Origin of the sequence: Celeribacter sp. PS-C1 (genome assembly GCF_019429625.1) — a bacterium.
In the GTDB taxonomy this organism is placed as follows: Bacteria; Pseudomonadota; Alphaproteobacteria; order Rhodobacterales; family Rhodobacteraceae; genus Celeribacter.
In genome coordinates, this window is sequence record NZ_JAHXRW010000003.1 from 229,252 (window position 1) to 255,602 (window position 26,351).

25 protein-coding genes are annotated in these 26,351 nt (G+C 59.6%); 13 read left to right on the forward strand and 12 right to left on the reverse strand.

Annotation, left to right across the window (positions count from 1 at the left end; genetic code table 11):
* Nucleotides 1–116 precede the first annotated feature (116 nt).
* The gene (gene ssb, locus J5Y17_RS05965) at nucleotides 117–647 is read left to right on the forward strand and encodes a single-stranded DNA-binding protein (RefSeq protein WP_219784317.1); all 531 of its coding nucleotides are present in this window, start codon (nucleotides 117–119) and stop codon (nucleotides 645–647) included.
* A gap of 241 nt (nucleotides 648–888) precedes the next feature.
* A complete protein-coding gene (locus J5Y17_RS05970; protein ID WP_219784318.1) occupies nucleotides 889–1,716 on the forward strand; it encodes a universal stress protein in 828 nt (275 codons plus the stop codon).
* Between the two features lie 129 nt (nucleotides 1,717–1,845).
* Here J5Y17_RS05970 and aroB read toward each other — a convergent pair whose 3' ends face one another.
* Nucleotides 1,846–2,955: a 3-dehydroquinate synthase gene (gene aroB, locus J5Y17_RS05975; protein WP_219784319.1), complete on the reverse strand. Its 1,110-nt coding sequence runs from the start codon at nucleotides 2,953–2,955 to the stop codon at nucleotides 1,846–1,848.
* The gene (locus J5Y17_RS05980; RefSeq protein ID WP_255571903.1) at nucleotides 2,952–3,488 is read right to left on the reverse strand and encodes a shikimate kinase; all 537 of its coding nucleotides are present in this window, start codon (nucleotides 3,486–3,488) and stop codon (nucleotides 2,952–2,954) included. Before J5Y17_RS05980 ends, aroB begins: the two co-directional genes overlap by 4 nt.
* Nucleotides 3,489–3,766: 278 nt before the next feature.
* On the opposite strand from J5Y17_RS05980, the gene J5Y17_RS05985 reads away from it, so the two are divergent.
* The 5 genes from J5Y17_RS05985 to rlmJ all read left to right on the forward strand — a co-directional run bounded on the left by J5Y17_RS05985 (nucleotide 3,767) and on the right by rlmJ (nucleotide 8,616).
* On the forward strand, nucleotides 3,767–3,904 hold the full coding sequence (locus J5Y17_RS05985) for a hypothetical protein (RefSeq protein WP_219784320.1): 138 nt from the start codon (nucleotides 3,767–3,769) through the stop codon (nucleotides 3,902–3,904).
* Nucleotides 3,905–3,960: 56 nt separating this feature from the next.
* A complete protein-coding gene (locus J5Y17_RS05990) occupies nucleotides 3,961–5,481 on the forward strand; it encodes a hypothetical protein (protein WP_219784321.1) in 1,521 nt (506 codons plus the stop codon).
* A complete protein-coding gene (locus tag J5Y17_RS05995) occupies nucleotides 5,478–6,407 on the forward strand; it encodes a site-specific tyrosine recombinase XerD (RefSeq protein WP_219784322.1) in 930 nt (309 codons plus the stop codon). Before J5Y17_RS05990 ends, J5Y17_RS05995 begins: the two co-directional genes overlap by 4 nt.
* Nucleotides 6,408–6,499: 92 nt before the next feature.
* On the forward strand, nucleotides 6,500–7,825 hold the full coding sequence (locus J5Y17_RS06000; RefSeq protein WP_255571904.1) for an HlyC/CorC family transporter: 1,326 nt from the start codon (nucleotides 6,500–6,502) through the stop codon (nucleotides 7,823–7,825).
* The gene (gene rlmJ, locus J5Y17_RS06005) at nucleotides 7,825–8,616 is read left to right on the forward strand and encodes a 23S rRNA (adenine(2030)-N(6))-methyltransferase RlmJ (protein WP_219784324.1); all 792 of its coding nucleotides are present in this window, start codon (nucleotides 7,825–7,827) and stop codon (nucleotides 8,614–8,616) included. Before J5Y17_RS06000 ends, rlmJ begins: the two co-directional genes overlap by 1 nt.
* A gap of 52 nt (nucleotides 8,617–8,668) precedes the next feature.
* On the opposite strand, the gene J5Y17_RS06010 is transcribed toward rlmJ, so the two are convergent.
* Nucleotides 8,669–10,237: a helicase HerA-like domain-containing protein gene (locus tag J5Y17_RS06010; RefSeq protein ID WP_219784483.1), complete on the reverse strand. Its 1,569-nt coding sequence runs from the start codon at nucleotides 10,235–10,237 to the stop codon at nucleotides 8,669–8,671.
* A 620-nt stretch (nucleotides 10,238–10,857) separates the two neighbouring features.
* Here J5Y17_RS06010 and J5Y17_RS06015 point away from each other — a divergent pair.
* Complete coding sequence (locus tag J5Y17_RS06015; protein WP_255571905.1) at nucleotides 10,858–11,499, forward strand: invasion associated locus B family protein; 642 nt, start codon at nucleotides 10,858–10,860, stop codon at nucleotides 11,497–11,499.
* 88 nt (nucleotides 11,500–11,587) lie between these two features.
* On the opposite strand, the gene J5Y17_RS06020 is transcribed toward J5Y17_RS06015, so the two are convergent.
* The 4 genes from J5Y17_RS06020 to J5Y17_RS06035 form a co-directional block, all read right to left on the reverse strand.
* Nucleotides 11,588–12,799 carry a beta-ketoacyl synthase gene (locus tag J5Y17_RS06020; protein ID WP_219784325.1) on the reverse strand — a complete coding sequence of 404 codons (1,212 nt, stop codon included), beginning with the start codon at nucleotides 12,797–12,799 and terminating at the stop codon, nucleotides 11,588–11,590.
* Nucleotides 12,796–13,059: an acyl carrier protein gene (locus tag J5Y17_RS06025; RefSeq protein WP_167602966.1), complete on the reverse strand. Its 264-nt coding sequence runs from the start codon at nucleotides 13,057–13,059 to the stop codon at nucleotides 12,796–12,798. The genes J5Y17_RS06020 and J5Y17_RS06025 overlap by 4 nt, the downstream gene beginning before the upstream one ends.
* A 108-nt stretch (nucleotides 13,060–13,167) precedes the next feature.
* Nucleotides 13,168–14,229 (reverse strand): UDP-3-O-(3-hydroxymyristoyl)glucosamine N-acyltransferase, encoded by a 1,062-nt coding sequence (gene lpxD, locus J5Y17_RS06030; protein WP_219784326.1) that lies wholly within the window; start codon nucleotides 14,227–14,229, stop codon nucleotides 13,168–13,170.
* 146 nt (nucleotides 14,230–14,375) lie between these two features.
* On the reverse strand, nucleotides 14,376–16,004 hold the full coding sequence (locus tag J5Y17_RS06035) for a murein L,D-transpeptidase (RefSeq protein WP_219784485.1): 1,629 nt from the start codon (nucleotides 16,002–16,004) through the stop codon (nucleotides 14,376–14,378).
* A gap of 754 nt (nucleotides 16,005–16,758) precedes the next feature.
* On the opposite strand from J5Y17_RS06035, the gene J5Y17_RS06040 reads away from it, so the two are divergent.
* From J5Y17_RS06040 to J5Y17_RS06060, 5 genes are all read left to right on the forward strand, one after another.
* Nucleotides 16,759–17,328, forward strand: a complete 570-nt coding sequence (locus tag J5Y17_RS06040; RefSeq protein ID WP_219784327.1) for a DUF882 domain-containing protein — start codon at nucleotides 16,759–16,761, stop codon at nucleotides 17,326–17,328.
* A gap of 222 nt (nucleotides 17,329–17,550) precedes the next feature.
* Nucleotides 17,551–17,967, forward strand: a complete 417-nt coding sequence (locus J5Y17_RS06045) for a hypothetical protein (RefSeq protein WP_219784328.1) — start codon at nucleotides 17,551–17,553, stop codon at nucleotides 17,965–17,967.
* 106 nt (nucleotides 17,968–18,073) lie between these two features.
* Complete coding sequence (locus tag J5Y17_RS06050; protein ID WP_219784329.1) at nucleotides 18,074–18,622, forward strand: sigma-70 family RNA polymerase sigma factor; 549 nt, start codon at nucleotides 18,074–18,076, stop codon at nucleotides 18,620–18,622.
* Between the two features lie 14 nt (nucleotides 18,623–18,636).
* The gene (locus J5Y17_RS06055; protein ID WP_219784330.1) at nucleotides 18,637–19,314 is read left to right on the forward strand and encodes an anti-sigma factor domain-containing protein; all 678 of its coding nucleotides are present in this window, start codon (nucleotides 18,637–18,639) and stop codon (nucleotides 19,312–19,314) included.
* Nucleotides 19,315–19,379: 65 nt separating this feature from the next.
* A complete protein-coding gene (locus J5Y17_RS06060) occupies nucleotides 19,380–20,321 on the forward strand; it encodes an NAD(P)-dependent oxidoreductase (RefSeq protein WP_219784331.1) in 942 nt (313 codons plus the stop codon).
* 3 nt (nucleotides 20,322–20,324) lie between these two features.
* Here the strand turns inward: J5Y17_RS06060 and J5Y17_RS06065 are convergent, their stop codons facing one another.
* The 5 genes from J5Y17_RS06065 to xylB form a co-directional block, all read right to left on the reverse strand.
* Nucleotides 20,325–20,519: a hypothetical protein gene (locus tag J5Y17_RS06065; RefSeq protein WP_219784332.1), complete on the reverse strand. Its 195-nt coding sequence runs from the start codon at nucleotides 20,517–20,519 to the stop codon at nucleotides 20,325–20,327.
* A 178-nt stretch (nucleotides 20,520–20,697) separates the two neighbouring features.
* The gene (ade, locus tag J5Y17_RS06070) at nucleotides 20,698–22,392 is read right to left on the reverse strand and encodes an adenine deaminase (RefSeq protein WP_219784333.1); all 1,695 of its coding nucleotides are present in this window, start codon (nucleotides 22,390–22,392) and stop codon (nucleotides 20,698–20,700) included.
* Between the two features lie 11 nt (nucleotides 22,393–22,403).
* Nucleotides 22,404–23,393, reverse strand: coding sequence for an NAD(P)-dependent oxidoreductase (locus J5Y17_RS06075; RefSeq protein WP_219784334.1), 990 nt, complete (start codon nucleotides 23,391–23,393; stop codon nucleotides 22,404–22,406).
* Nucleotides 23,394–23,559: 166 nt separating this feature from the next.
* Complete coding sequence (gene xylA, locus J5Y17_RS06080) at nucleotides 23,560–24,864, reverse strand: xylose isomerase (protein ID WP_219784335.1); 1,305 nt, start codon at nucleotides 24,862–24,864, stop codon at nucleotides 23,560–23,562.
* A complete protein-coding gene (gene xylB / locus J5Y17_RS06085) occupies nucleotides 24,861–26,300 on the reverse strand; it encodes a xylulokinase (protein WP_219784336.1) in 1,440 nt (479 codons plus the stop codon). The genes xylA and xylB overlap by 4 nt, the downstream gene beginning before the upstream one ends.
* Nucleotides 26,301–26,351 lie beyond the last annotated feature (51 nt).

A 26,351-nucleotide genomic window follows, 5' to 3' on the forward strand; every position in this document is an offset into this window, starting at 1 on the left:
GCAAAATGCGAAGTTTCAAAGCCCATGCATGTCGCAGGCGGTTTTTGGCCTTTCCTCTCGCCCGATGGTTTGGTGTAAGGTGCGCTCAAGTTGAAGAATCTCAGGGAGTAAATCGCATGGCCGGGTCCGTGAACAAAGTCATCCTCGTGGGCAATCTGGGCGCCGACCCCGAAGTGCGCACGTTCCAGAACGGCGGCAAGGTCTGCAACCTGCGGATTGCCACCTCCGAGAGCTGGAAAGACCGCAACACCGGCGAGCGCCGCGACCGCACACAGTGGCATACGGTGGCGATCTTCTCCGAACCTCTCGCCCGTACCGCAGAGCAATATCTGCGCAAAGGGTCCAAGGTCTATCTCGAGGGCCAACTCGAAACCCGTAAATGGCAGGATCAGCAAGGCAATGATCGCTATTCGACCGAAGTCGTTCTGCGCCCCTACACTTCGACCATGGTGATGCTCGACGGTCGCTCCGGCGGTGGTGAAGGCGGCGGCTACGGCGGCGGCCAAGGCGGTGGCGGCGGCTACGGCGGTGGTTATGACCAAGGCCCGTCGGGCGGTTATGATGACGGCGGTTACGGTGGCGGTTCGCAAGGCGGCTCCGGCGGCGGTTCGCGCCCATCCTTGGACGATGACGAAATTCCGTTCTAATCCAAATGGATGCCAGGCAAAATTGATTTAAAAATGCCCTGCTTAGCGGGGCATTTTTCGTTTTGGACGAAGCGCAGCGCGCGATCTAGCGGCCCGCTGTCGCTGGAGGTTTTTCTACTTCGCGCAGCGCCCTGTGACACTCCGCCACACTTCTCTCGAAAATCTTCTTGAAATGCATATCTTAGACAGGTGAACCTGCAACAGTGCAGGAACATTCTTAATATCTTTGCGGAGGACCATCATGATCAAACGTATTCTCGTGACCAGCGACCTGTCATCGCGCTCGGACCGTGCCGTGGAGCGCGCCGTGCAACTGGCGGGCCAACATGGGGCGAAGATCGTTCTCATGCATGTGATCGACGATGATCTTCCGGCACCTGTCGTTGCTCAGATGAGGGAAACGGCGACAGAAACGATGCAGGCGGTGCTGAACTCTGCCAATGCCCCTGAAGAGACCGAAATTACGGTAGAAAGCGGCGAAGCCGTGCGCACCATCACAGAGATGGCGGAGACGATCGACGCCGATCTGGTGGTTCTGGGCGTGCATCGTCCGCGACCGTTCTGGGACATGTTCGCCGGCACCACGATGGAACGTCTGGTGCGGGCATTGAACAAACCTGTGCTTTTGGTCCGCGATCCGGTGACGGGGCCCTATCAATCCGTTCTTTGTGGCATTGATCTGTCGCCGTCCTGTCTCGCCGCTGGCCGCACGGCGATGGCGCTTGCACCCGAGGCCGCTGTGAACACCTTCCATGCGGTTCATGTGCCCTATCGCGGCATGATCGCGCGCGATGCGAGCGAAAAACATCTCGCGCCGTTTGTGAAAGAAGCCCAGATTCATCTCGACACCTGGTGGGCAGAAGCTGACATTCCCGAAGGCCTGCCGAAACCCGACATCTCCCCCGCCAGTGTCAATGATGTCTACACGGCGTCCCTGACCGAAAGCGATGCCGATCTCTTTGCGCTTGGCGCCCATGGGCGGATGCCTCTGTCGCCGAGCCTGCTGGGTGGATTTACCGAAGCGCAGATCCGTGATCCGCGCTGCGACCTTCTGGTCGTCCGCGGCTAAACCTCACCACATCCAGCCGTTTGAAAAGATCAGGCCCGAAAGATCATATAAGGGCGACATCGCGATCATCACGCGGTTTCGCCCGGCCTCTTTCAAGAGAGAAGGTCCTGCGGCGCCAGACGCAGGCGCTTAGAGCGCATCTTTCAGCAATTGCACCACAGCCTCGTGCGGCACATCTGCCGTGACGAATGCCGAACCGATGCCGCGGGCCAAGATGAACCGCAACTGCCCGTCGACGACTTTCTTGTCCTGCGCCATCAGATCGACCAGCGCCTCGGCGGAAGGCAAATCACCGTCGATATCAGAGAGATCGCATTTCATGCCCATGGCCTTGAGGTGTTCGCGTACCCGGCTCGGAGCCTCTTGCGAACAAAGCCCCAGACGCGCCGACAATTCAAACGCCAAAGCACAGCCAATGGCCACGCCCTCGCCATGCAAGAGGCGGTCGGAATAGCCGGTCGCAGATTCCAGCACATGACAGAACGTGTGGCCGAGATTCAGAAGCGCACGGTCGCCCTGCTCCGTCTCGTCGCGCTCTACGATATCGGCCTTCATCTGCACCGAGCGCCGCACGGCCTCGGCACGCAGCGCCATATCTCCAGCGGCCAGCGCGGGTCCATTGACTTCAAGCCATTCAAAGAATGCCTCGTCGCCCAAAAGCCCGTATTTCTGCACCTCGCCGTAACCGGCAAGGAAATCACGCGCCGTCAGCGTGCCGAGTATGGAAATATCGGCAAGCACCAGAGAAGGTTGATGAAAGGCGCCGATCAGGTTCTTGCCCTGCGGTGCGTTGATGCCGGTCTTGCCGCCGACCGAACTGTCGACCTGCGCCAAAAGCGTCGTCGGAATTTGCACAAACCGAACGCCGCGGCGCAGCACGGAGGCTGCAAAGCCCGCCAAATCGCCGATCACACCGCCACCGAACGCAACAACGATGTCGCGGCGCTCGCATTTCTCCTCCAAAAGCCATTCGACCGCGCGGGTGAATTGCGGCCAGGCTTTGGTGCTTTCGCCGGCGGGCAAGGCGAGTGCCACCATGTCGATGCCAGACGCCGAGAGACCAGCGCGCAAGGCGTCGAGATGCAGCCCGGCGACGGTTTCATCGGTCAGCACGAAGACCTTTTTCTTTTTGCCCAGAAGCGGCGCGATATGGGCACCTGCTTCGTCCACAAGCCCCTCACCAATCCGCACATCATAGGCGCGATCCCCCAAAGGCACGTGAACGGTTTGATAGCTCATTGGGTGTCCTCCAAAATGCCGCCGTGCGCCTTGAGCGCTTCGACAACCTTATCCGCCATGCCCTCGATCGAGAGCTTCGGCTCCGCCTCGACGACAATGCCCGCCTGCGCGTAGAACGGCTCGCGCGCCGCGACCAGCTCTTTCAGCGTCTCATAGGGGTTCTCGGTGCGCAAAAGCGGGCGGGTGCTTTTGTGTTTCACGCGGTTCCACAACAGGTCGAGATCGGCCTTGAGCCAAACCGCCACACCTTTCTCGGCGATCATGTCTCGGTTGACCTGAGAGAGAAACGCACCGCCGCCGGTCGACAGGATCGCGCGGTGGCTTTCCAGCAAACGCCCGATCACCTCGGTCTCACGGCTGCGGAAAAACGCTTCGCCATGCTCGGCAAAAATCTCCGCGATGGTGCGATCGGCGGCTTTCTCGATTTCTGCGTCCGAATCCAGAAATGGCACGCCAAGACGTGCGGCCAAAGCCTTGCCCACGGCGGTTTTCCCCGCGCCCATCATACCGACCAGTGCAACGGTTTTCTTCAATGCCCCGGCCCCTCCTGCCTCTTCTGCGATCCCGCGTCTGCCATGGCCTTCGCCTACCCTGCCTCGGCCCTCTGCGCAACAGCCTTTGCCTCTGGATCTGCTCAGGACTTCGACCAAAGGCACGGCAAAATCCCGCCTATCAAATTTTCGTTCTCTCAATGGCGTGATCTCGCGAAAAATGCCATATATAAAACCAAAGAAACCCGGGCCGGAGGAAAACTTCGGGGAAGATCGGGAATAAAACCGCCCATAATGGGCGCGATTGGAGGCAGTCGACCTTGCGTAAATTTCTCTTTCGCCTTTTGGCCATCCTTATTTTGCTGGGCCTCATTGGCTTTATCGGCTTCGCCTATGTCGGCGATTTGTCGCCCGAGCGCACCGAGCAGGTCGTGCCCACGGAGATCGAGCTGAAGTGAGCACACGCCAAAGTCTTTCCCGACTTTTCACCTGTTGTGCGCCGATGGCCTTGGCTGTGACCCTCGTTGGAACATCTGTTGCGGCACAAACAGGCGGAGAGGATCGGCCGCTTTCCGCGATCGATTGGCTTTCTGACACTTTGGACGCCCCCCGACCCGCAGCCCTGCCAGCACCAAGCGACATTGCCGAGAGCGCGCTGCCCGAAGATGTCAGCGTCCTGCCACTGGATGCGCCTGACCCGGATCAAGCCGGGCTGTTGCCCAGTTCAGTGACCGGCCTTCCGCGTGGACTTTGGGGCGCCTCGACCGCCACCGACATCGCGCGGCGGATCAGGACGATCTCGTCGCGGCCCGACCTTTTACCCGCCTCGCGGCGACTGTTGAACACACTCGTTCTGGCTGAACTGGACCCGCCGGTGCTTTCGGATCGGGACGGACGGCTGTTTCTCGCGCGGATCGACGCGCTTTTGTCGCAGGGCCTGCTAGATGAGGCGGATTCTTTGATGACGTTGGCCGGCCTCAACACGCCGGAAATTTTCCGCCGCTCTTTCGACACCAAACTCCTGCTCGGCACCGAGGACGAGGCCTGCGCGCGGTTGACCCACACGCCGGGACTGTCTCCGACGTTGCAAGCGCGGATTTTTTGCCTAGCGCGCAGTGGCGACTGGGACGCGGCCGCACTCACCTTGGAGACCGGCGAGGCGCTTGGCCTCATTCGCGAAAACCAGGGCGAATTGTTGGCGCGGTTTCTCGATCCCGAGATATTCGAGGGCGAGCCGCCTTTGCCCGCGCCGGATCACCCAACGCCTTTGACCTTTCGGCTGATGGAAGCCATCGGAGAACCCTTGCCGACGACCGCGCTGCCGCTGGCCTTTGCCCAAAGCGACCTGCGCGCCAGCTCCGGCTGGAAGGCGCGCACCACCGCCGCCGAACGTCTAGCCCGTGTTGGCGCGCTGTCGCCCAATCGCTGGTTGGGCATTTGGTCGGAACATCTTCCGGCGGCCTCAGGCGGCATCTGGGATCGGATCGACGCGCTGCAAGAGTTTGAGAAAACGCTGCTGGCAAAAGATCTCGACGGCGTCACCCGCACGCTTCCGACCGTGTGGGACGCGATGCGCGCCTCCGGGTTGCAAACGGTTTTCGCAGAACTGTTCGCGACGCCACTCTCGACCCTGTCCCTTACCGGCGAGGCCTCCGAGATCGCCTTTGAAGTGGCGCTTTTGTCGCCAGAATATGAGCGGATCGCTCTGAAATGGAGCCCGGCGCTTAGCAAGGATCAACTGCTGCTGCACGGGATTGCCGTGGGAGATTTGCCGACACAGCGCCAAAGCGAGGCGCAGGCCCGCGCGATCGCGCAAGGATTCCGGGCAACGGGCATTCCCGTGCGTCTGTCCTCTCTGGTGAGCGAAAAGCGCCTGGGCGAAGCGATCCTGCGCGCGATTGAGCTGCTCGAAGGCGGCGCGGCGGGCGATCTCGATGAGCTGTCGGATGCGATCCAATTCTTCCGCGCCATCGGGCTTGAAGCCACGGCGCGGCGCGCAGCCCTTGAGCTGTTGCTTTTGGAGCGGCGCGGATGAGTGATCACGGCTGGATTTCGCGTTTCGCGGAGGCGCAGCTGGCCGAATTGGGCGCGGCTGAGAACACGCGCGAGTCTTACGGGCGTGATCTCTTGGGGTTCTCCGAATGGCTGTCCCGACGCGGCAAAGAGTTTGCCACGGCGGAGCGCGCGAATATCGAGGCCTATCTGGTCGCCTGCGAGGCCGAGGGTCTGGCGCAATCCACCCGCGCGCGGCGGCTGTCGTCGATCAAACAACTCTACCGTTTCGCCTTTGAGGAAGGCTGGCGGGACGACAATCCGGCAATCCAGATCAAGGGACCCGGTCGCGCAAAACGTCTCCCCAAAACCCTCTCTGAAGAAGAAGTGTCCCGGCTTTTGGAGGCGGTGACGGAAGTGGGGCGCACCGAGGCCGACCGTCAGCGCAACATTTGCCTGATGGAGCTTTTATATGCCACCGGGATGCGGGTCTCCGAACTCGTGTCCCTGCCCGTCTCGGCCACGCGCGGCGACCCGCGGATGCTGTTGATCCTCGGCAAAGGCGGCAAGGAGCGCATGGTGCCGCTGTCGGATCCAGCGCGCGCTGCGCTCAAAACCTGGCTTGAGACCCGCGATGCGGCGGAGGATTTGGCCAAGCGTGAAAAGGGCGAAAAGCCGTCGACCTTTCTGTTCCCCTCGCGCGGCAAGACCGGACATTTCACCCGCATTCGGTTCTATCAGTTGATCAAGGACATCGCCGTGCGCGCGGGCGTCAGCCCCGCCAAGGTGACGCCCCACACGCTGCGCCATGCCTTTGCGACGCATCTTTTGGCGCATGGCGCAGATTTGCGAGCGATCCAGACGCTTTTGGGCCACGCTGACCTGTCGACCACTGAGATTTACACCCATGTTTTGGATGAGCGCCTGAAGGAACTGGTGCTGACGCATCACCCGCTGGCGGGCGATTAAAGCGTCATCCTCATGGATTTACGGCACTTGTTACGGCTGTCCCTCTTGCGCAGCCCCCTGCGCGTGCCCATAACCACGCTATGACAGAGACCATGACCGATCCCACACTCCTTGACGCAGCCTTTTGGTTCACCGCCGCCGCCATCGTGGCGCTTTTGGTGATGTCCGGCTTTTTCTCCGGCTCAGAGACCGCTTTGACCGCCGCCTCGCGCGGCAAACTGCGGGCGCAGGCCGATAAGGGCGAAAAAGGCGCCGAGCGCGCGTTGAGCGTCACCGAAGACAGTGAGCGGCTGATCGGCTCAGTGCTCTTGGGCAACAACCTTGTGAACATTCTGGCGACCTCTTTGGCGACCGCGATGTTCACCAAATTGTTCGGCCAGAACGGCGTGGCTTTGGCAACGCTGATTATGACCGTGCTGGTGCTGATCTTCGCCGAGGTGCTGCCCAAAACCTACGCGATCACCAACCCAGAATCTGCCGCCTCGCGTGTCGCCGGACCGATTTCCATCGTGGTGACGGTTTTTGCCCCGGTCGTGGGATTTGTGCGGCTTTTGGTTCGCGGGATTTTGCGGCTTTTCGGAGTGCAAACCGACCCCGAAGCAGATGTTTTGGCTGTTCGCGACGAGATCGCAGGCGCGATCGCTCTGGGCCATGTCGAAGGCGTCGTGGAAAAAGAAGACCGCGACCGCTTGTTGGGCGCGCTCGATCTGGGCGACCGCACGGTCGAGGAGATCATGTTGCACCGCTCGCAAATCGAGATGGTCGATGTTGACCTGCCCGCCTCTGAGATTCTCGAACGCTCGCTCAAGAGCCCCTATACCCGTCTGCCGCTCTACCGTGGCGATCAGGAGAATATCGTCGGCGTCTTGCACTCGAAGGACCTGCTGCGCGGCATGCATGCCGAACGGGTCGCGCATGAGAATGAGGCACCGCATATGATGGTGGATTTCCACGATTTCGACGTCATGGCCGTGGCGATGAAACCCTATTTCGTGCCCGAAACCACCACGCTCGACGACCAGATGCGGCAGTTTCTGAAACGCCACACGCATTTTGCGCTGGTGGTGGATGAATATGGCACCCTGCAAGGCCTGATCACGCTCGAAGACATTCTCGAAGAGATCGTGGGCGAGATCACCGACGAATTCGACCGCTCCGAAGCCGCGCCGAAACAATCCGGCGAAACCGGCGAGTGGGAGGTCGAGGGCGGCATGACGATCCGTGACTTCAACCGCTGGACCGATTGCAGCCTGTCGGATGAAGAAGCGAACACCATGGCCGGACTGGTCATCCACGAAGCGCAAACCATCCCCAATCCGGGTCAGGTGTTTTCCTTCCACGGCTATCGGTTCGAAGTCGTCGAGCGCAAAGACAACCGGATCACGAAACTCAAAATCCGCCCGCTGGGAGACCTCTGATGCTGTCCTACCAACACGGTTTCCACGCCGGAAACCTCGCCGATGTGCAAAAACATGCGCTTTTATCAGTCATGCTCGATTACATGACCCGCAAGGACAAGCCGATCTCTTATATCGAGACCCATGCGGGGCGCGCGCTTTACGATCTGGAAGGATCACAGGCGCAAAAGACCGGCGAGGCCACAAAGGGGATCAAAGCGGTCGATGGCTGGTTCAAGCCCTCGCACCCCTATGCCCGCGCGCTCAAAGCGATTGCCGAGGCCCATGGCAAAAACATCTACCCCGGCTCTCCGGCGATTGCGCAGGCGCTTTTGCGCGACACCGATCAGTTGCATCTGGCGGAATTGCACCCGACCGAATTCGAAGAGCTGACCGCGAACACCAAGGCCTCGTCCAGCTTTGCAGGGCTGCATCTCAAACAACAGGACGGCATCCAATTCGCCCAGTCGATCTGCCCGCCGGAGCCCAAACGCGGCCTGATGCTGATCGACCCCTCCTATGAGATCAAATCGGATTTCGAGACCCTGCCGAGCCAGATCTACAAGCTGCACCGCAAATGGAATGTCGGTATCATCGCGCTCTGGTATCCGATCCTGAAAAACGGCACACATCAGCCGCTGGTCGAAGGCATGCTCTACGCCAATTTCCCCGGCTGCCTGCATCACGAAGTCCGGTTCAAACCTGCGCAGAAAGGCCATGGGATGTTCGGCTCTGGCATGTTCGTGATCAACGCACCTTATGGGCTCTCCGATGAGACGGCGCGGCTGACCAGCTTGTTCAACCGCCTCTGACCGATCCTGAACAGAAGGCGCGAGCATCTGCCGCGCCTTCCAACACCGCCCCTCAGCGCGCTTTGAACAACCCGCCCAAGATGCCGCGCACGATGCGTTTGCCCGTGGTGCCAGTCAATTCCTTCATCACCATTTTGCCAAGCTGCTCTGTGATGGTTTTCTCTGAGCTTTTACGAGCGCGGGGTGTTGTTTTCGGCGCGCTGCTGCGGCTGTAATTCGTACCGTCATAGCGCCGCGCCTTGGAAAACTCGCGCTCGAGAGCCTCGCGTCCCGCTACCTCTTCCTCTTTCGCCTCAAGCTCCTCGGCTGCCTTGGCCGCGGCTTCGGCGCGGGCTTTCAGCATCTCAAAGGCGCTTTCGCGGTCCAGAACAGCCTCGTATTTCCCGGCAATCGGTGAGGCAGCGATGACCCCTGCCCGCTCCTCCGACGTGATCGGGCCAAGCTGAGAGGACGGCGGACGGATCAGCGTGCGTTGGGAGATACCGGGCACGCCTTTGTCCTCCAGAAACGAGGTCACCGCCTCGCCGGTGCCGACCTCTTTGATCGCGGTCTCCACCTCGAAGGCCGGGTTCGGGCGATAGGTCTCTGCGGCGCGAGACAGCGCCTTTTGATCCCGGGCGGTGAAGGCACGGAGCGCGTGCTGCACCCGGTTCCCAAGCTGGCCAAGGATGTCCTCGGGGATGTCGTCCGGGTTTTGCGTCACAAAATAAACGCCTACGCCTTTCGACCGAATGAGACGTGCAACCTGTTCGACCTTATCGACCAGCGCTTTCGGCGCGTCGTCGAACAAGAGGTGCGCCTCGTCAAAAAAGAACACCAGTTTCGGTTTGTCCGGATTTCCGATCTCCGGCAGTTCTTCGAACAATTCGGACAAGAGCCACAGAAGGAAGGTCGCATAGAGCCCCGGCGAGGACATCAACGTGTCAGCGGCAAGGATGTTCACCCGGCCGCGACCGTCAACGTCGGTGCGAATAATATCCGACAGCTCCAGCGCCGGTTCGCCGAACAGCTTGTCACCGCCCTGATTTTCCAGCACCAGAAGATCGCGCTGGATCGCGCCGATGGAGGATTTCGAGATATTGCCGTAGCGCAGGGTCAGATCATCGGCATTCTCACCGCACCAGACCAGAAGCGCCTGAAGGTCCTTGAGATCCAAGAGCGGCAGGCCTTGTTCGTCGGCCACGCGGAACGCGACATTGACTACCCCCTCTTGCGCCTCAGAGAGCCCCAGAAGCCGCGAGATCAGCAGAGGCCCCATCTCCGCCACCGTGGTGCGGATCGGATGTCCCTGTTCTCCGAAGAGATCCCAAAAGGTGACCGGAAAAGCCTCATAGGTGTAGCGATCCGCCAGGCCGATGGTTTCGGCCCGTGACGTGAAGGCCTCGTGCAGTTTAAACTCTGCGCTCCCGGATTTCGCCAATCCCGACAGGTCGCCTTTGACATCGGACAGGAATACCGGCACGCCTGCATTTGCGAAGCCTTCGGCGAGAATTTGCAGCGTGACCGTTTTGCCTGTGCCCGTCGCCCCCGCGATCAAACCGTGGCGGTTGCCGTATTTGAGCAAAAGCTCCTGCGCCTCGCCATAGGCCTCTCCGCCGCCGCCTACGAAAATCCGGTCCATCTTAGCCATCCCTCTCGCCACCTTCATACTTTCAGGACATGATTCCCGGCCAAAATGCTGAAAATTCAATCCCGTATGCGCCCACAATACTTAATTAACCACTTCGTGCCAGTCTAATGCTATCCGAACCCCCTCTTCGGTTCGGATTGACTTCCTCCCTGTCAGACTGGCCGCCCGGGATACTCCCGGCGCGGTCATTTTTTGACCCGACATTCAAAGAACGGTGCGCTTGTGCAGGACTGTCGCAACAAAGCCCATTTCCTGTTTTTTTCTGGCGTATATGTTGGATTTGGCGGTTAAAATACCCGTTGACGGTCCAAAAATCCTGTCATACCGTTGTCGCAATAAGTCGGCCAAGTCCGGCAGGGAGACAATTAGAGAAATCACAAGTTTTCGAGAGATCCAAGAGATCCACGAAGGCCTCGGTTCAGCCGGGGCTTTCGTTATTTTGGATTACCCTCCGACCTGCAAAAATCAGCGCCCCAAGACTTTCGGCCATCCTTTGCCAAGAGCGGTTTGGTCTCACAAAAATATTCCTGCATCCCCCCTGACAGAGCCGAAACCCCGTGATAGATCGGTTGGTGAATTGAGCACAGACACCAACAATATATGGACAGATGATGTTTTCCATCTCGCGTAAGATCACGACCCTCGCCTCTGCAACCGTTCTGGCCCTGAGCGCCGCCTTGCCGCTTGCCGCTCAGGACCCGGGGCTGTCCGCAGGCACCCCGATCGCGCCCACCAGTAACGTCGGTCGCGCCTATACGCTTGAGACCCATGGCGATTGGGAAGTGCGTTGCATCAACGCGCCTGAGGGTCAGATCGATCCCTGTAGCCTCTATCAGCTTCTGAAAGATCAAGACGGCACGGACGTCGCAGAAGTCGCCCTGTTCCATGTCGGCAACGACGAAGTCGAAGCTGCAGCCACCTTTACCACGCCGCTCGAAACTTTGCTGACTGCGCAGCTGGCGCTGTTTGTCGACGGTGAAAACGGTCGCCGCTACCCGTTCCAATTCTGCAACCGCGTCGGCTGTTTCGTCCGTGCTGGCCTGAACACCGCCGACATTGATCTTTTGAAAAAAGGCGCTGAAGGCATGGTCGGCATCGTGCCTCTTGGCCGCACCGATGACCCTGTCCGTCTGACGCTCTCGCTCAGCGGGTTCACTGCAGGTTACGACAAGGTTGTCGAACTGCACGAAGCCGCGCAAAACGGCGAAGGCCCCTCGGCTCCCGATGAAGGCGAAGAGGCTCCGGCAGAATAACTTCCGCCTCTCCTAAGATGACAAACGCCGCATCTCTCCGATGCGGCGTTTTTATTTGTAATTTATCGAAAGCAACTGCGCTTTGCCTTTACGGCGCTTTTCGTAGCGCCAGCACGGCGTTCAGCCCGCCAAAGGCGAACGCGTTGGACAGCACCACATCGACCGAAGCATCGCGCGCCTCGTTCGGCACGACATCGAGGGCGCATTCCGGGTCAGGCTCTTCGTAATTGATCGTCGGCGCGATAATGCCGTCTTTCAACGCCATGATACAGGCCAGCAATTCGACCGCCCCCGTGCCGCCAATCAGGTGGCCGTGCATGGATTTGGTGGACGAGATCATGATGTTGTCGGCATGCGATCCCAAAGCGTCCGCGACGGCGGCGCATTCGGTTTTGTCATTGGCCGCCGTGCCGGTGCCATGCGCGTTGATATAGCCGATCTCAGAGGCATTGACCCGAGCGTCATGAATTGCCCCGGAAATCGCCCGCGCTGCGCCCTGCTTCGAGGGCATCACAATGTCAGAGGCATCCGAGGTCATGGCAAAGCCGATAACTTCAGCCAGAATTTCGGCGCCTCGTGCCTTGGCGTGATCGTAGTCCTCGAAAACGAACACAGCCGCGCCCTCGCCCTGAACCATGCCATTGCGGTTCATCGAGAACGGGCGACAGGCGTCTTTCGACATGACGCGCAGGCCTTCCCAAGCTTTCACACCGCCAAAGCACAGCATCGATTCAGAACCGCCGGTGACCATCGCCGTCGCCATGCCCGAACGGATCATATTAAAGGCCTGCCCCATCGCGTGGTTCGAGGAGGCACAGGCAGTTGCCACGGTGAAACACGGACCTTTGAGGTTGTATTCCATCGACACATGGCTGGTCGCCGCGTTGTTCATCAGTTTCGGCACGACAAAGGGGTGAACGCGGTTCTTCCCCTCTTCGTAAACCATGCGGTAATTGTCGTCCTGTGTCGTCAGACCACCGCCGGAGGTGCCCAAGACCACACCGGAGCGCAGCGCCAAATCGCCGACGAACTCGAGGCCTGATTGCCCGATCGCTTGTTGCGCGGCCGCCAGAGTGAACTGGGTAAAGCGATCATAGAGCGCCATTTGCTGACGGTTGAACCGGCCTTCGGCGTTCCAGTCGTGGATCTGTCCCCCAATGGTGATCGCCAAGCGTTCAACGTCGCGGAATTCCAACTCGGAAATGCCGTTCTTGCCCTCGGCCATCGCGGCAAGCGTCGAAGGCACATCAAGGCCAAGCGCGTTGACCGTGCCCGCGCCGGTGATGACGACGCGCTTCATGATTTCTGGTCTGCGATCAGCGCTTCGACCGCTTTGACGATGGCGGACACGGAAGAGATGTCGAAATCCGACTGGTCCGGCTCATTGGCGTTGAAAGGCACGGAGATGTCGAAAGTTTCCTCGATGGCGAAAATGCTTTCCACGAGGCCGAGGCTATCGATGCCCAGCTCTTCGAGAGATTGATCCATCGCCACATCGCTTGGGTCCAGAACGGCCTGTTCCGCGATGATCTCGATGATTTTCTCTTTCACATCCGACATGTGATCCCCTCCGATACAGGTTTGTGGCCTGACTTAATCCGATTTTCCTGCCTAGGAAACAGGTTTTTGTGACAGTTTGGTATGATGTGACGCTGCGAAGGACGCCACTCACTCTTTGCCTTTGAGCTTGGACAGCATGCGCGGCAGGCGTCTCAGCGCCTTGTACATCTCGACATGGGTCTGCATCGCGACAGCCGGATAGCCCATCATCGCCTTGCCTTTCGGGACATTCGACAAGACGCCCGTGCCCGCACCGATGATCGCACCAGCGCCAATGGTCAGGTTGTCGGCAGCGCCCGCCTGCCCGCCCATGACGCAAAAATCGCCGATCACGGTCGAGCCTGCGACACCGACTTGGCCACACAAAAGACAGTGATTGCCGACTACAACGTTGTGGCCAATATGGACCTGATTGTCGAGTTTCGTGCCGTTGCCGATCCGTGTCGCGCGGATCGTCCCCTGATCAATCGTGACATTGGCACCGAGTTCCACGTCATCGCCGATCACCACGGAGCCGATGGAAGCGATGCGAAGCCATTCCTGCCCTGCCGCCTCGACCGTCTCGCCGAGACTTTCGCGGGCTTCCTCGACCGCCGATTTTTGCTGGGTCACAAAAGAGAATCCATCCGCGCCCACAACCCCGCCGGGTTGCGCGATCAGACGGTCCCCGATGGTAGCGCGCGCACCGATTTTGACACCAGGATGAATGAGGGCGTCGTCGCCGATGGTGACGCCAGCGCCAATCGACACATGCTGGGCGACTTTGGCGTTCTTGCCAATTTTGGCCCCTTTGCCGATCACCACCAAAGGACCGATGGCCGCTCCCTCGCCGATCTCGGCACTGTCATGGATCACGGCTGTCGGATGGATACCCGGTTCAATTCCGAGCCCCGCATCGAAACTCGCCGTGATCCCCGCCATGGCGAGACGAGCGCGTTTGACAAGAATGGCGGCCTTCAAACCCAAAGCCTGCCAATCGGCGCCCTCCCACAAAACCGCCGCCTGAGCCGCGCCTTTGGCGATATTGTCGGCAAAGCGCGGGTCCATCGCCAGCGCGAGATCATCTGAGCCTGCGTCCTGCGGCTCGCGCGCGGAGATAACCACAAGCTTCCCATCGCCCTCGAAAGGCGCGTTCAACGAGGCGGCAAGGTCAGCAATGGTGATGGGCATTAAGGTGTCTCCGTCAATCTTGCCAAAGACATAGGTGTTTTGAGCCGCTTTGAAAAGCAAAGGCGTCCGAAGTTGCCCTCCGAACGCCTCGATATTTCAGCTCTGTTTCAAACTCTTGATCAGAGCTTGCGATTACTCGCCGACAGTTACCCGCCAACAGCGCCGATCTGAACGCCTCTTTCTTGCAAAGCTGCCCAGATCTTCGCATCGCGGCCATAAATGTCACGGCGGTATTCCATGCCACCTTTCGGCTGCGTGACGGCCGTGCGGTAGATCAGGTGCACCGGCACATGTTGCTCAAGCGGCACAAGGGTCTCTACACCAGTACGCAGCTTGGCCTGGAAAAAGCCCTCGGGATCGGAGGTCTGTTTCGCGAGCAGCGCATAGGCGAAATCAAAGGGTTGTTGCAGGCGGATACAGCCATGCGAGAAGGCGCGCACCTCGCGGCCAAACAGGCTCTTCGACGGCGTGTCATGCAGGTAGATATTGTATTTGTTCGGGAACATGAACTTCACGAGACCCAAAGCGTTGCTGTTCGATGGCGGTTGCTTGAGGTTAAACGGGAAGCTGCGGGTATTGTATTGCGAGAAATCCACATTGGCGCGGTTCACCACGCGTCCGCGGCTGTCGACCAGACGCAGGTGACCGGCGGCGTTCGGGTTCTTCTGCATCATCGGCAGATATTCTTTGACGGCAATAGAGCGCGGCACGTTCCAGGTCGGATTGATGACCATATGCTCCATCTCGTCGGAGAATTCCGGGCTGCGGCGGTCGCTGCTATTTTGGCCGATCACCGAGCGGGTCTGGAAGGTCACGCGGCCATGATCGACGATCTTGGCGGAGAAATCCGTCAGGTTGACCCAGATGTGACGCTCGCCCAAAGGCATGTTGATCCAGCGCTCGCGCTCGAGCGCGACCAAAACCGACGCCATGCGCGTCTCGGGGCTGACGTTGATCTCATCAATCGTCGCCTGTCCCGCGACACCGTCCGTGGTCAAACCGTGGTCCATCTGGAACTGCTGCACGGCCTTTTGCATCTTGGCGTCATAGCCGGTCGCAGCAGAGCGCGGCAGGTAGCCCATCGCCATCAGACGGTTGCGCAAGATGATCACGCCATTCCCGGTCGCACCCGGCTCATATTTGCCGCCTGGAACCGTCTGGCCCCAGCCGCCCTGTGCGATCCGGTCTTCGAGCTTGGCTTTTTCTTTCAAAAGCCGCGCATATTCCGGCGAGCCCGGTTCCAACTTGCGCAGATAGGCTTGCGGATTGGATTTGGTGAAATTGGTGAGCACGTCGAGACCGTCACGATACGGCACCTGACGCACAAGGCCCGCGTCAATGCGGGACGGGATCAGCTGGCCAGTCTGAACGTCGCGGGCGTAGTCGAGGAACAGCTGCGCCAGAGCCACTTCGGCGCGGCCCAGATCGCGGTCGGATTTGATCGCGCGCAGGTTGGCTTCCAGCAGAGTCGTGTCATAGGGCGCGAGACCTTTCGCCGGAGCCGCCTGCACCGCACGGAGAAGCGCCTGGCGACGCGCTTTGGCGCTGGCGCTCTGATCGGCGAAGACCGGTTTATAGCCGTTGGCCCGGTAGAACTCCGACAGAACTTTGGACGAGGACGCCGCTTCGGCCACCGATTGCATAAAGGCGCTGACCTGCTGAGCCGCGACGGGAGCTGGCAGGAACGCGAGAGGGGCGCTTGTGAACGCGAGACTCAGGGCGACCAAACCGGCTTTCAACACAGGTGTTTTGCGTTGCGTGGCGGCAGAAGTCATTTTGTCGGCGCTTGATGCGGCAAGGGTGACCGGCGAAAAAAACATATCAGTCCTCGGGAAACTTAAGACGGAGATTTGGAAAGCAGTTTGAAAATCCTACAGGAGATCCAAACAGTTCGGCAGGGGGAAGAACACAGCGAGGCCGCCCTGTGCCAAAAGCACAACAGTTGCCGCAAAAGGGAGTAAATCGTGATTTTTCCCCTTAAAATCCACCCCTTCCGGCAACGCGCCACACAAACAATCCATCTAGGTCCGCGCAAACACACGCGGATGTGACCTTAGACAGCAGCTCCATTTCGGCGCTTGAACGCGCGAACTCCAAAGGATTGAATTCGTTCCCTTTGATCGCAACTGTTAGGGTATTTTGCGCAAAAACCCGCCGATTTTACCCTTTCTTAAGCTCTGCGACAAAACCGACGCTTGGCCGAAGAATCACAATATGCCATAACCTCCCCAGAGCGACAGGGATGTGGCTCACCCAAGAAATTTCGACGTCACACTGTGGTCGAAAACACGAAGAACGGCACAAACGAAGACGCTATCGTAAAGTTTGTGTTGGCCTGAGCGTTTCGGTCGCAATGATGAAAAAGAAAGCAAAAGACTTAAAAATGGCACATCGCCTGATCTAAGTCATTGTTCTGTTGAAAATCTTGGTTAAGAATGTCGGGACAAGCGGCACAAGCCGCGAATGGCGGCACATCCATGAAATGCCGCATGAGGCGGGAACAGGTAAGCGACGGGACGCTTTTAGAGAATGACGACGAAAGCAACGGGCGTGCTCACACGCCGTGGACTTCTTCGCGGTTTTGCAGCAACCGCAATAAGCGCAGCTCCAGTATATGCAAATGCAGCAGGTTTCCTGCGCGGTTCTGGTGATGTGCGACGGATCAACATGTATTCTGGCCGGACGGGTGAGAGCATCGACACCATCTACTGGGTCGAAGGCGAATATATCCCCGACGCGCTGAAAGAGATCAGCTACTTCTTCCGCGACTGGCGGAACTCTAAAATCAAGGCCGTGGATGCGCGCACCGTCGACATCATGACTGCTGCGCACCGCCTGATGGAAACCGACGAGCCTTATATGCTCCTGTCCGGTTACCGCTCCCCCGAAACCAATGCCATGCTGCGCGCCCGTTCTGGCGGTGTCGCCAAGAACTCGCTGCACATGAAAGCGCAAGCCGCAGACCTGCGCCTCAAGTCCCGCAGCATCAGCCAAATGGCGTCGGCTGCCAAAGCCTGTGCGGCTGGCGGTGTCGGCACCTACCGTGGCTCCAACTTTGTCCACATGGATTGCGGCGTGGTCCGCACCTGGAACGGATAATCGACAGGCTGATCCCGAGCAGCTTCGAGCATGTAAAGGCCGCCCCATTCGGGCGGCTTTTTTTTGTTGTGTTCTCAGGAGATCTTGCCTGCCGCACAAAATAAATGCCTCGGCTTAAATTTTTTTGAAACTTTCTCAGAACCCGAACGTGACTCTGTGCAAGAGCGGCTCAAGAGCCAGCTCGAAACGCAAAAGAAAACGCACTTTATACGGAGACGTCCTATGAAATTCCTGATGACCGCCGCCGCCATGACTATGAGCCTGACCGCCACCGCCGCTTTCGCCGACGATCACATGATGCAAAAGGTCGAGGCCGCCGATCAGTCCGTCGCCAACGGCATCGTCAGCGCCGAGAGCATCACCGCCGCGCAAAACGGCTGGCTCGTGGTGCACCGCACCGATGAGACCATGAAACCCGGCCCCGTCGTCGCCTACGCGCCGCTTCGCTCCGGCGAGACCAAAGATGTTGCCGCGATCCTGACCGAAGAGGTCATGCCGGGCGAGATGCTCATGCTGATGATCCACGCTGAAGACGGCGGCATGCAAACCGGCGTGTTCGAATACACGCTGGGCGCCAAGGAAGACGGCCCGATCCGCGTTGACGACAAGCTGGTGATGACCACCATCACCGCGATGTAAACCGCGCCCGATGAGACTCACACCCGGCGCGCGTTTCGTGCCGGGTGTTTTTCTTTGTCCATGCACTATATGGTTTCCCAAACAGGTGTTGGTACAGGGTTCTTACATGCGCACACGGGCAGAGATCGAAGAGATGATCGCACGGATTGCGCTAAAGGATCGTCACGCCTTTTCAGATCTTTATGACGCCACGAATGGCAAACTCTTCGGCGTCGTTTTGCGCGTCTTGAACAATCGCACCGATGCCGAGGATGTGTTGCAGGAGGTCTATCTGCGCATCTGGCACAAGGCCGACAGCTACGCCGTGACGGGCCACAGTCCGATCACATGGCTCGTCACCGTGGCGCGCAATCTGGCGATTGACCGGCTTCGCGCGAAACAGCGCCAAGGCAACCCGCGTGACATGACAGAGATGCCCGATCTGGCAGACCCCGGCCCCGGACCGGAGGCGCAAAGCATCGCGGCCTCTGAGAACGCGCGGCTGAATGACTGCCTTGATGCGCTTGAGCCAGACCGCAAAGACGCCGTGCGCGGTGCCTATCTTGAGGGCCATAGCTACGCCGATCTGGCCGAGAAGTTTCGCGTGCCCTTGAACACCATGCGCACCTGGCTGCGGCGCAGCCTGATCTCCTTGCGCGACTGCCTGAGCACCTAACCGGGAATGATCCTATGACCGATGAGAGCGATCACATGGAAAGCAACGATCCCGCCCTTGCCGGGGAATATGTGCTACGTCTGCTTGATGAGGTCGAGGAAGCCCGCTTCGAGGCGCGCCTGAAAGGCGAGCCCGCGCTCCGGCGCATGGTGCATGAGTGGGAGCGCGAGTTGGCAGTTTTCGCGGGCGATATCACAGAGGCGCAGCCATCCAAGGCGCTAAAATCGCGGATCATGTCCCAGATCGCACCCAAACCTTCCGGACCGAAACGCTCGATCTTTGGGCTTTGGGTGTCTGGCGCGGCCGCCGTCGCCATGGTCGGCTTTCTCGCCTTCGCGCCGGTTCTGAACGCCCCCGGCCCAAAATTCCACGTCGATCTGGTGAGCGGCGATCTGGTCGTGGCTGCGGGCTTTATCCCGGAGACCGATGTGATGATCGTACAATTGAACCAAGGCGCGCCGCGCCCCGGTCGAGTGCTCGAACTTTGGCTCATCGCAGATGGCTCTGAGACGCCCGTCTCCTTGGGTCTCGTGCCCTCAGAGATCGGCGAAATCCGTGTGACCATCCCGCCAGAACTTCTGGCACAGGTCGAAGGCGCCATCATGGCCGTCTCTGATGAACCTCCGGGCGGCTCGCCCACGGGCCAACCGACGGGTGATATTCTGGCCTCTGCGGCGGTGTTCGAAATCTGAGAGTCTGGAAGTTGGGTGGAAGTTTCGCTACCAAAACTTTGAAACCCCGACAGAAAGAGCGCCAGATGAACTCCCCCGTGATCGTCAACCAAATCGACGAAGACTTTGGCCGCAGTCTGGCCGCACACCCAAGCGCGCCGCACGTGATTGACCACTTCGACCGCGAGCGCCCTTGGGACTTTTCGCCGGAGGCAGAGGTCTTGGTGACGCGCGCGTTTCGGTCATGGGCCGAGGCACCGCAGATGGCGTATCCGCATCTCAAATGGGTTCAGACCTTCTCCGCCGGGATTGAGATTTACCCCGACTGGCTGATGCAGGACCGGATCGTGACCAACGGTCGCGGCCTGACCGCGCCGCAGATTGCCGAATATGTCATCGCGGCGATGTTGCTGGTGGAAAAGGATATTTTTGCCGCCCGCACCACCTCTCTCAACGATTGGGGCATTAGGGAGTTTGGCACCTTGGAGGGCAAGACGCTAGGCCTCATCGGCTATGGAGCCATCGGCGACACGGTGGCGAAACGCGCGCGGGCGTTTGACATGCGGGTGCTTGCCACGCGGCGTGGGGTTTGGGAGGCGGTGCCCGAGGGCGTCACCCCCTGCACCTCTGCCGAGGAGGTCATGGAAGGCTCTGATCATCTGGTTCTAGCGATGCCGCACACGCCGGAGACCGAGGCGATGGTGAATGACGCTCTGTTGTCCCACGCCAAGCCGGGGCTGCATCTGATCAATGTAGCGCGCGGGGCGTTGGTGGATCAGGCGGCGCTGTTGCGGGCTTTGGACGCGGGGCGACTGAGCAAGGCGACGCTCGACGTCACCCATCCCGAACCGCCCAAGGCCGATGATCCGATCTGGACCCATCCAAAGGTGCTTTTGACCCCGCATGAATCCTACAAAGGCGGCACGGCCGAACGCGCGCGCTTCGAACAAAAGACGCTCAACAATCTAAGCGCCCTGCTCGCCGACGCGCCGCTGTCCGATGTGGTCAATCTGGCGCGGGGCTACTGAGGCTTAGGCTCCAGTAAAGGCGGGCACTTGCACCGGTTCGAGATCGGCCGGGCTTTCACCCTCTTCGATATTTTGGCAGGCCACCGGATAGTGGTCGGCAGTGGTGCATTGCGACACCGGATATTTGCCGTCTGCACAACCGGAAAGGGCCAGCATCGCGACAACGGGAAGGAGGGCGGGCAAGATCAGCTTTTTCATGTATCTCTCCTTTTGAAAACGTCTGTCTTGTGCCTAATTTGGTCGTTTTGACGATTTCGTCAATATGGAGAGCGCCAAAAAATGAACTATATAGTTCACTTATTGTGACGCTCACTATGACATAGAAAAACCCGCCCTCTTTGCAAAGGGCGGGCTGTTTTTCAGACACCAAACAGTGTCAGGCTATAATCTCGAATTTCGTCACATCGACCATGCCCCGGTCGGTGATTTTGAGCGCCGGAATGACGGGCAGTGCAAGAAACGCCAGCTGCAAAAACGGCTCTTCGAGTGTCACGCCTAAGGAGGCCGCCGCCGCGCGCAGATCGACCAAATGGTCGCGCACCACCTCGAAAGGCTCAAGGCTCATGAGCCCCGCAACGGGCAACGCCAGCTCGGCCAAAACCTTGCCATCTCTCACGACGACAAAGCCGCCTTCTATCTCCGACAGACGGTTCGCGGCCAGCGCCATATCGGTGTAATCGACCCCAACACAGGCGATATTGTGGTGATCGTGACAAACGGTCGAGGCAATCGCCCCCGCTTTGAGGCCAAAGCCTTTGACAAACCCAGAGGCGATATTTCCGTTTTTGCCGTGGCGTTCGATGACGGTGATCCGAGACAGATCGCGCGCTGGGTCCGGCGCCTTGTCGCCAACGACGATGGGCACGGTCTCGCGCAGGTGTTCAGTGATGATCTTGCCCTCGAGGATGCCGATCACATCGACCTCCTCGCGGTTGCCACCGGCGCGGAATTGCTCCGGCGTGACCTTGGGCGCCTTGACCGAACCACGGCCTACGGGCGCGACATGACCGCGCGCGGCGAAGGCCGCGTCATTCACCTCAACTCCGCCCGCGAAGACCATCTGTGCATTGCATTTTTCCAGACTGTCCAGCACAACAATATCCGCGCGTTTGCCCGGCGCGATCATGCCACGATCTTTCAAGCCAAAGGCCTCTGCGGCGGACAAAGTGGCGGCGCGGTAAACCGCCAGAGCCGGGCTGCCGAGGGCAATCAAGGTGCGGATGACATAATCGAGATGGCCATACTCGCCAATGTCCAGCGGGTTGCGGTCGTCCGTGCAGAGGCACATGTAGGGCGCTGTCAGATGGGTCAAAAGCGGCTGCAACGCATGCATATCCTTGGACACAGACCCCTCACGGATCAGCACCCGCATGCCTTTGCGCAGCTTCTCGCGCGCCTCCTCGACGGTGGTCGCCTCGTGTTCGGTCCGAATGCCTGCGGCGACGTAGGCGTTGAGATCTGTCCCGGACAATTGTGGACAGTGGCCGTCGATATGGGCGTCCTCGAAAAGGCGAAGTTTCTTCATCGCTTCCGGATCGCGGTAAATCACGCCTGGATAATTCATAAACTCGGCCAGACCGATCCCCGACGGATGCCCCATGACCTCTTTCAGATCATCCGCCAAAAGCTCGGCTCCCGCCGTCTCCATATGGGTCGATGGCACGCAGGAGGACAACTGCACCCGGATCGACATCAACGTGTGCTCGGAGGCCGCTTGGAAATACCGAATGCCCGGCAGGCCGATCACATTGGCGATCTCATGCGGATCGCAAATCGCTGTCGTCACACCCCGCGGCAAGACGCAGCGGTCAAACTCAAAGGGCGTCACCAGAGAGCTTTCGATATGAAGATGCGTGTCGATGAAGCCGGGCACGATCACCTGCCCCGTGACGTCGATCTCGCGCTTGCCCACGTAGCGCTCGAAAACGCCCGCGATCCTGTCGCCGACAATGGCGACATCGCCGACGATCAATTCGCCGGTCATCAGGTCAAAGATTGAGCCATTCTTGAGCACGATGTCAGCCGGCGCTTCGCCGCGGGCCACCGCAATCCGATGTTCCAAATCGCTCATGATTGTCTCCTTTATACCCTCACTGCGGGAACTCGCTCGATGTCTTCCGGAAGACCCAAAGCCGCGCGTTCTGCGTCCCGGCGACTGACCAGCCAGACCACGCGTCCGCCCGCCTCGCATTTCGCGGTGATCACCTTTCGTTGGTCCGACAAAAGCCAATCTTCCGTGCCATAGCTATGGCCCACGATGACCCGTTCCGCATCGCGGCGGGCAAGCTCGAGCATCGGGGCAAACTCAGCCTCGGCACAGATCACCAGATCGGCCTCTTGCAACCGCTGCACCGCGCGCAGGGTCATCAGGTCCGGGTCCAGACTGCCGACCGGCAAAAGCGTGATGGCGCCCTGCCCGCCCTCTGAGCCGACCTCAGGCGCGCCGCCTGCGGCAATCGCCTCCTTGATCACCTTTGCGGCTTCGCGCTCGGCGCCTTTGGCAAAGAGGCGTCGCGGCGTTTCCGCGTAGACCCAGCGCCAGAACGCCCGACGTTTGGAACGCGGCACCTCTTCGGCCACATGGTCACGAAGCCGCCCGCCAAGGGCGACGAGATCGCCCAGACGCGGCTCAAGCATTTCCTCCAAACGTGTCTTGATCTGACGCGCCAGGACCGGTGCAGCCCCTTCGCTGCCGATGGCCACCACCAAAGGGTCGCGGTCCACCAGAGAGGGCGTGTTCGCCTCGCACAAATCCGGCCGATCGACGACATTGACCAAGGCGCCCGCCGCGCGCACCACATGATACAGTTCGGAATCTCGATCTTCGTCCTCTGTGCAAACGAACACCAGCGCGGCATTGGCGAAGAGATCGTCATTGATCTCGCCCACATGCTGCACCGCACGGCCCTCGGCCACCAAAGCAGCCAGTTCCGGCTCCAATTCAGGCGACGCCAAAACGATCCGCGCCTCGGTCTTGAGCATCAGGCGGGCTTTTTGCGCCGCCGTTTCTCCGCCCCCGATGATGACGACATCGCGCTCGACCATACGCAAGAACATGGGAAAGAATTTCATAGGGCGCGGCCTCTTTTTGGACTTTCTCGCAGAGTCTCCTATCGGCCCGGAAATGACAACCTGAAATGACAATGAACCTGCTCAGAGAGATTCCGACGCGGGCACTTCCTAAGTGGTCCAAAGATAAGAAAGGCGGGATTTCCCCCGCCTTCTTTCACACCAACCTTCACACGAAAGAACTGACCAGATTTTCCAACCGCTCCTGCCGCCCAGAGCGCGGCTCAGGGTTGATGTTGTGCGCGAGCACCCGCGCCTGAATGCTGTCCAGATCACCAGACTTCAGCATCTCTGCATTCTCCGGCGTATCCCAATCGGCATAGCGCCCCGTCCGCGCGTCTTCCAAACGCCCGTCTTCCAACATCGCGGCCGCCGCTTTCAGGCCCCGCGCGCACATGTCCATGCCGCCGACATGAGCCAAGATCAGATCTTCTGCGTCCAAAGACTGCCGCCGGATGCGCGCGTCGAAGTTTGTGCCGCCGGTGGTAAATCCACCCGCTTTGAGCACCTCGTAGTACGCAAGCGCCACCTCATGCGGGGCGTTCGGGAATTGATCGGTATCCCAGCCGGATTGGTAGTCGTTGCGGTTCATGTCGATGGACCCCAGAATGCCCAAAGAGCCCGCCAGCGCCAGCTCATGCTCGAACGAATGCCCGGCCAAAATGGCGTGGCCCTGTTCGATGTTCATTTTGACTTCGCTCTCAAGCCCATAGCGCTTGAGAAAACCGTAAACCGTCGCCACGTCGAAATCATATTGGTGCTTCGAGGGCTCTTGCGGCTTCGGCTCCACCAAAATAGCGCCGTCCCAGCCCATCTTGTGTTTATAGTCGACCACCATTTCGAGCATCTTCGCCGCCTGATCCGCCTCTTTGCCGAGATCGGTATTCAAGAGCGTCTCATACCCTTCGCGTCCACCCCAAAGCACATAGTTCTGACCGCCCAGTTTGATCGTCGCGTCCATGCAGGATTTGATCGTCGCGGCGCTATAGGCAAACACATCCGGGTCCGGATTGGTGGCCGAACCGGCCATGAACCGGCGATGGGTAAAGAGGTTCGCGGTGCCCCACAAGAGTTTGGTTTTCGACCCTTCCATCTTCTCGGCAAAATAATCGACGATCTCTTCGAGGTTGCGTTTGTTTTCGGCAAAACTCGCGCCTTCGGGCCGCACATCGAGATCGTGGAAACAGAAAAACGGCGCTTGCAGGATGTCGAACATCTCGAAGGCCACATCGGCCTTCAGCTTGGCCTTATCCATGCCCTCGCCGAACCACGGACGATCAAACGTCCGCCCGCCGAACGGATCGCCGCCCTCGTAAGCAAAACTGTGCCAATAGGCGACGGCAAAGCGCAGATGATCTTCCATGCGCTTGCCCATCACCACCTCATCGGGGTTGTAATGTTTGAAGGCAAACTCGTTGTCGCTCGTTGGGCCCTCATACTTGATCTGCGGAATATCTTTGAAAAACTCTGTCATGTCAGCCTCTTGAGTGCATGTTGCGCGGTCTTGAAGCGGGCAAACCCGTCCTCATATGCCGCCGTCAAATCGGAAACCGGGTCGATGGTCGCCTGGATATGCGGAGCCGTGGCGATCTCGGCGCCGCCGCCTGTGGCGGCCATCATGCCCAAACGCGCAGCGCCAAACGCGCCGCCAAAGTCCCCCGCCGCCGGCAGGTCCACGGGCACGCCCAAGGCGGTGGCGATGGCTTCGAGCCAGTAGTGCGATTTCGTGCCACCGCCGACGGCCAGAAGCCGGTCGATCTTGGTGCCAGTCGCAGCCAGGGCCTCGGCACAGTCCTTGATCGCGAAGGTCACGCCCTCGAGCACTGCGCGGGTGCCTGCCGCCGTGTCTGTGGCATGTTCGAGACCCGTGAAGGCGCCGCGAATGGCGGCATCGTTCAGAGGAGTGCGTTCGCCGCCGAGATAGGGCAAAAACTGCGTCTTGGTGGGCACTTTGAGAGACCCCAGATTGGCCGTCAATTCCGCCGCGGCCTTGCCGACAAATCGCCCATACCAGTTGAGCGCGTCGGTGGCGGCCAAAATCACGCCCATCTGGTGCCAGGTGTTCGGCAACGCATGGCAAAAGGTGTGGACGGCAGTTTCCGCATCCGGCTGATAGCCGTCATTGGCCGCGAACAGCACGCCCGAGGTGCCGAGCGACACGAAGGCCTGCCCGGCTTTCACAACGCCCACACCGATGGCCGAGGCGGCATTGTCACCGCCGCCGCCCGCGATCACACAAGACGGTGACACGCCCCATTGGGCGGCCAGTTCCGGACGCAACTGGCCGGAGATCTCGGAGCCCTCGACAAGACGTGGCATATAGCTTCGGTCCATGTCTGTGGCTGCCAAAAGCGCATCCGACCAGTCGCGCGCGGAGGTATCCAACCACGCCGTTCCTGCGCTGTCCGACATTTCGCCGACAAACTCTCCAGTCAGATAGAGGCGCAGATAATCCTTCGGCAGCAATACTTTGGCCGTCGCTTTGAATGTGTCCGGCTCATTCTGTTTCACCCAAGCGAGCTTTGGCGCCGTGAACCCCGGAAAGACAATGTTGCCAGTGATCGTGCGAAACTGCGGATCGGCGTCAAGCGCCGCCGCCTCACGGTGTGAGCGCGTGTCGTTCCACAAGATACAGGGGCGCAAGACCACATCGGAGGCGTCAAGTAGCGTTGCACCGTGCATCTGCCCCGAAAGACCGATGCCCTTCACACCTGAGAGATCCGCACGCTCTTTCAAAGCCGCCATCACCGCATCACAGGCGGCAAGCCAACTGGCTGGATCCTGTTCCGACCAACCATCCTGCGGACGTTCGTTGGTCAGGGGCGCATTTGCCTCCGCCACGACGTTCTGATCCGCATCGATCAAAAGGGCTTTGAGACCGGAGGTCCCGAGATCAAGTCCGATATACATGTGACTTCCGTTGGTTGAGGACGGGGCACCCGCGCCCCGTCTTTTCGCTAG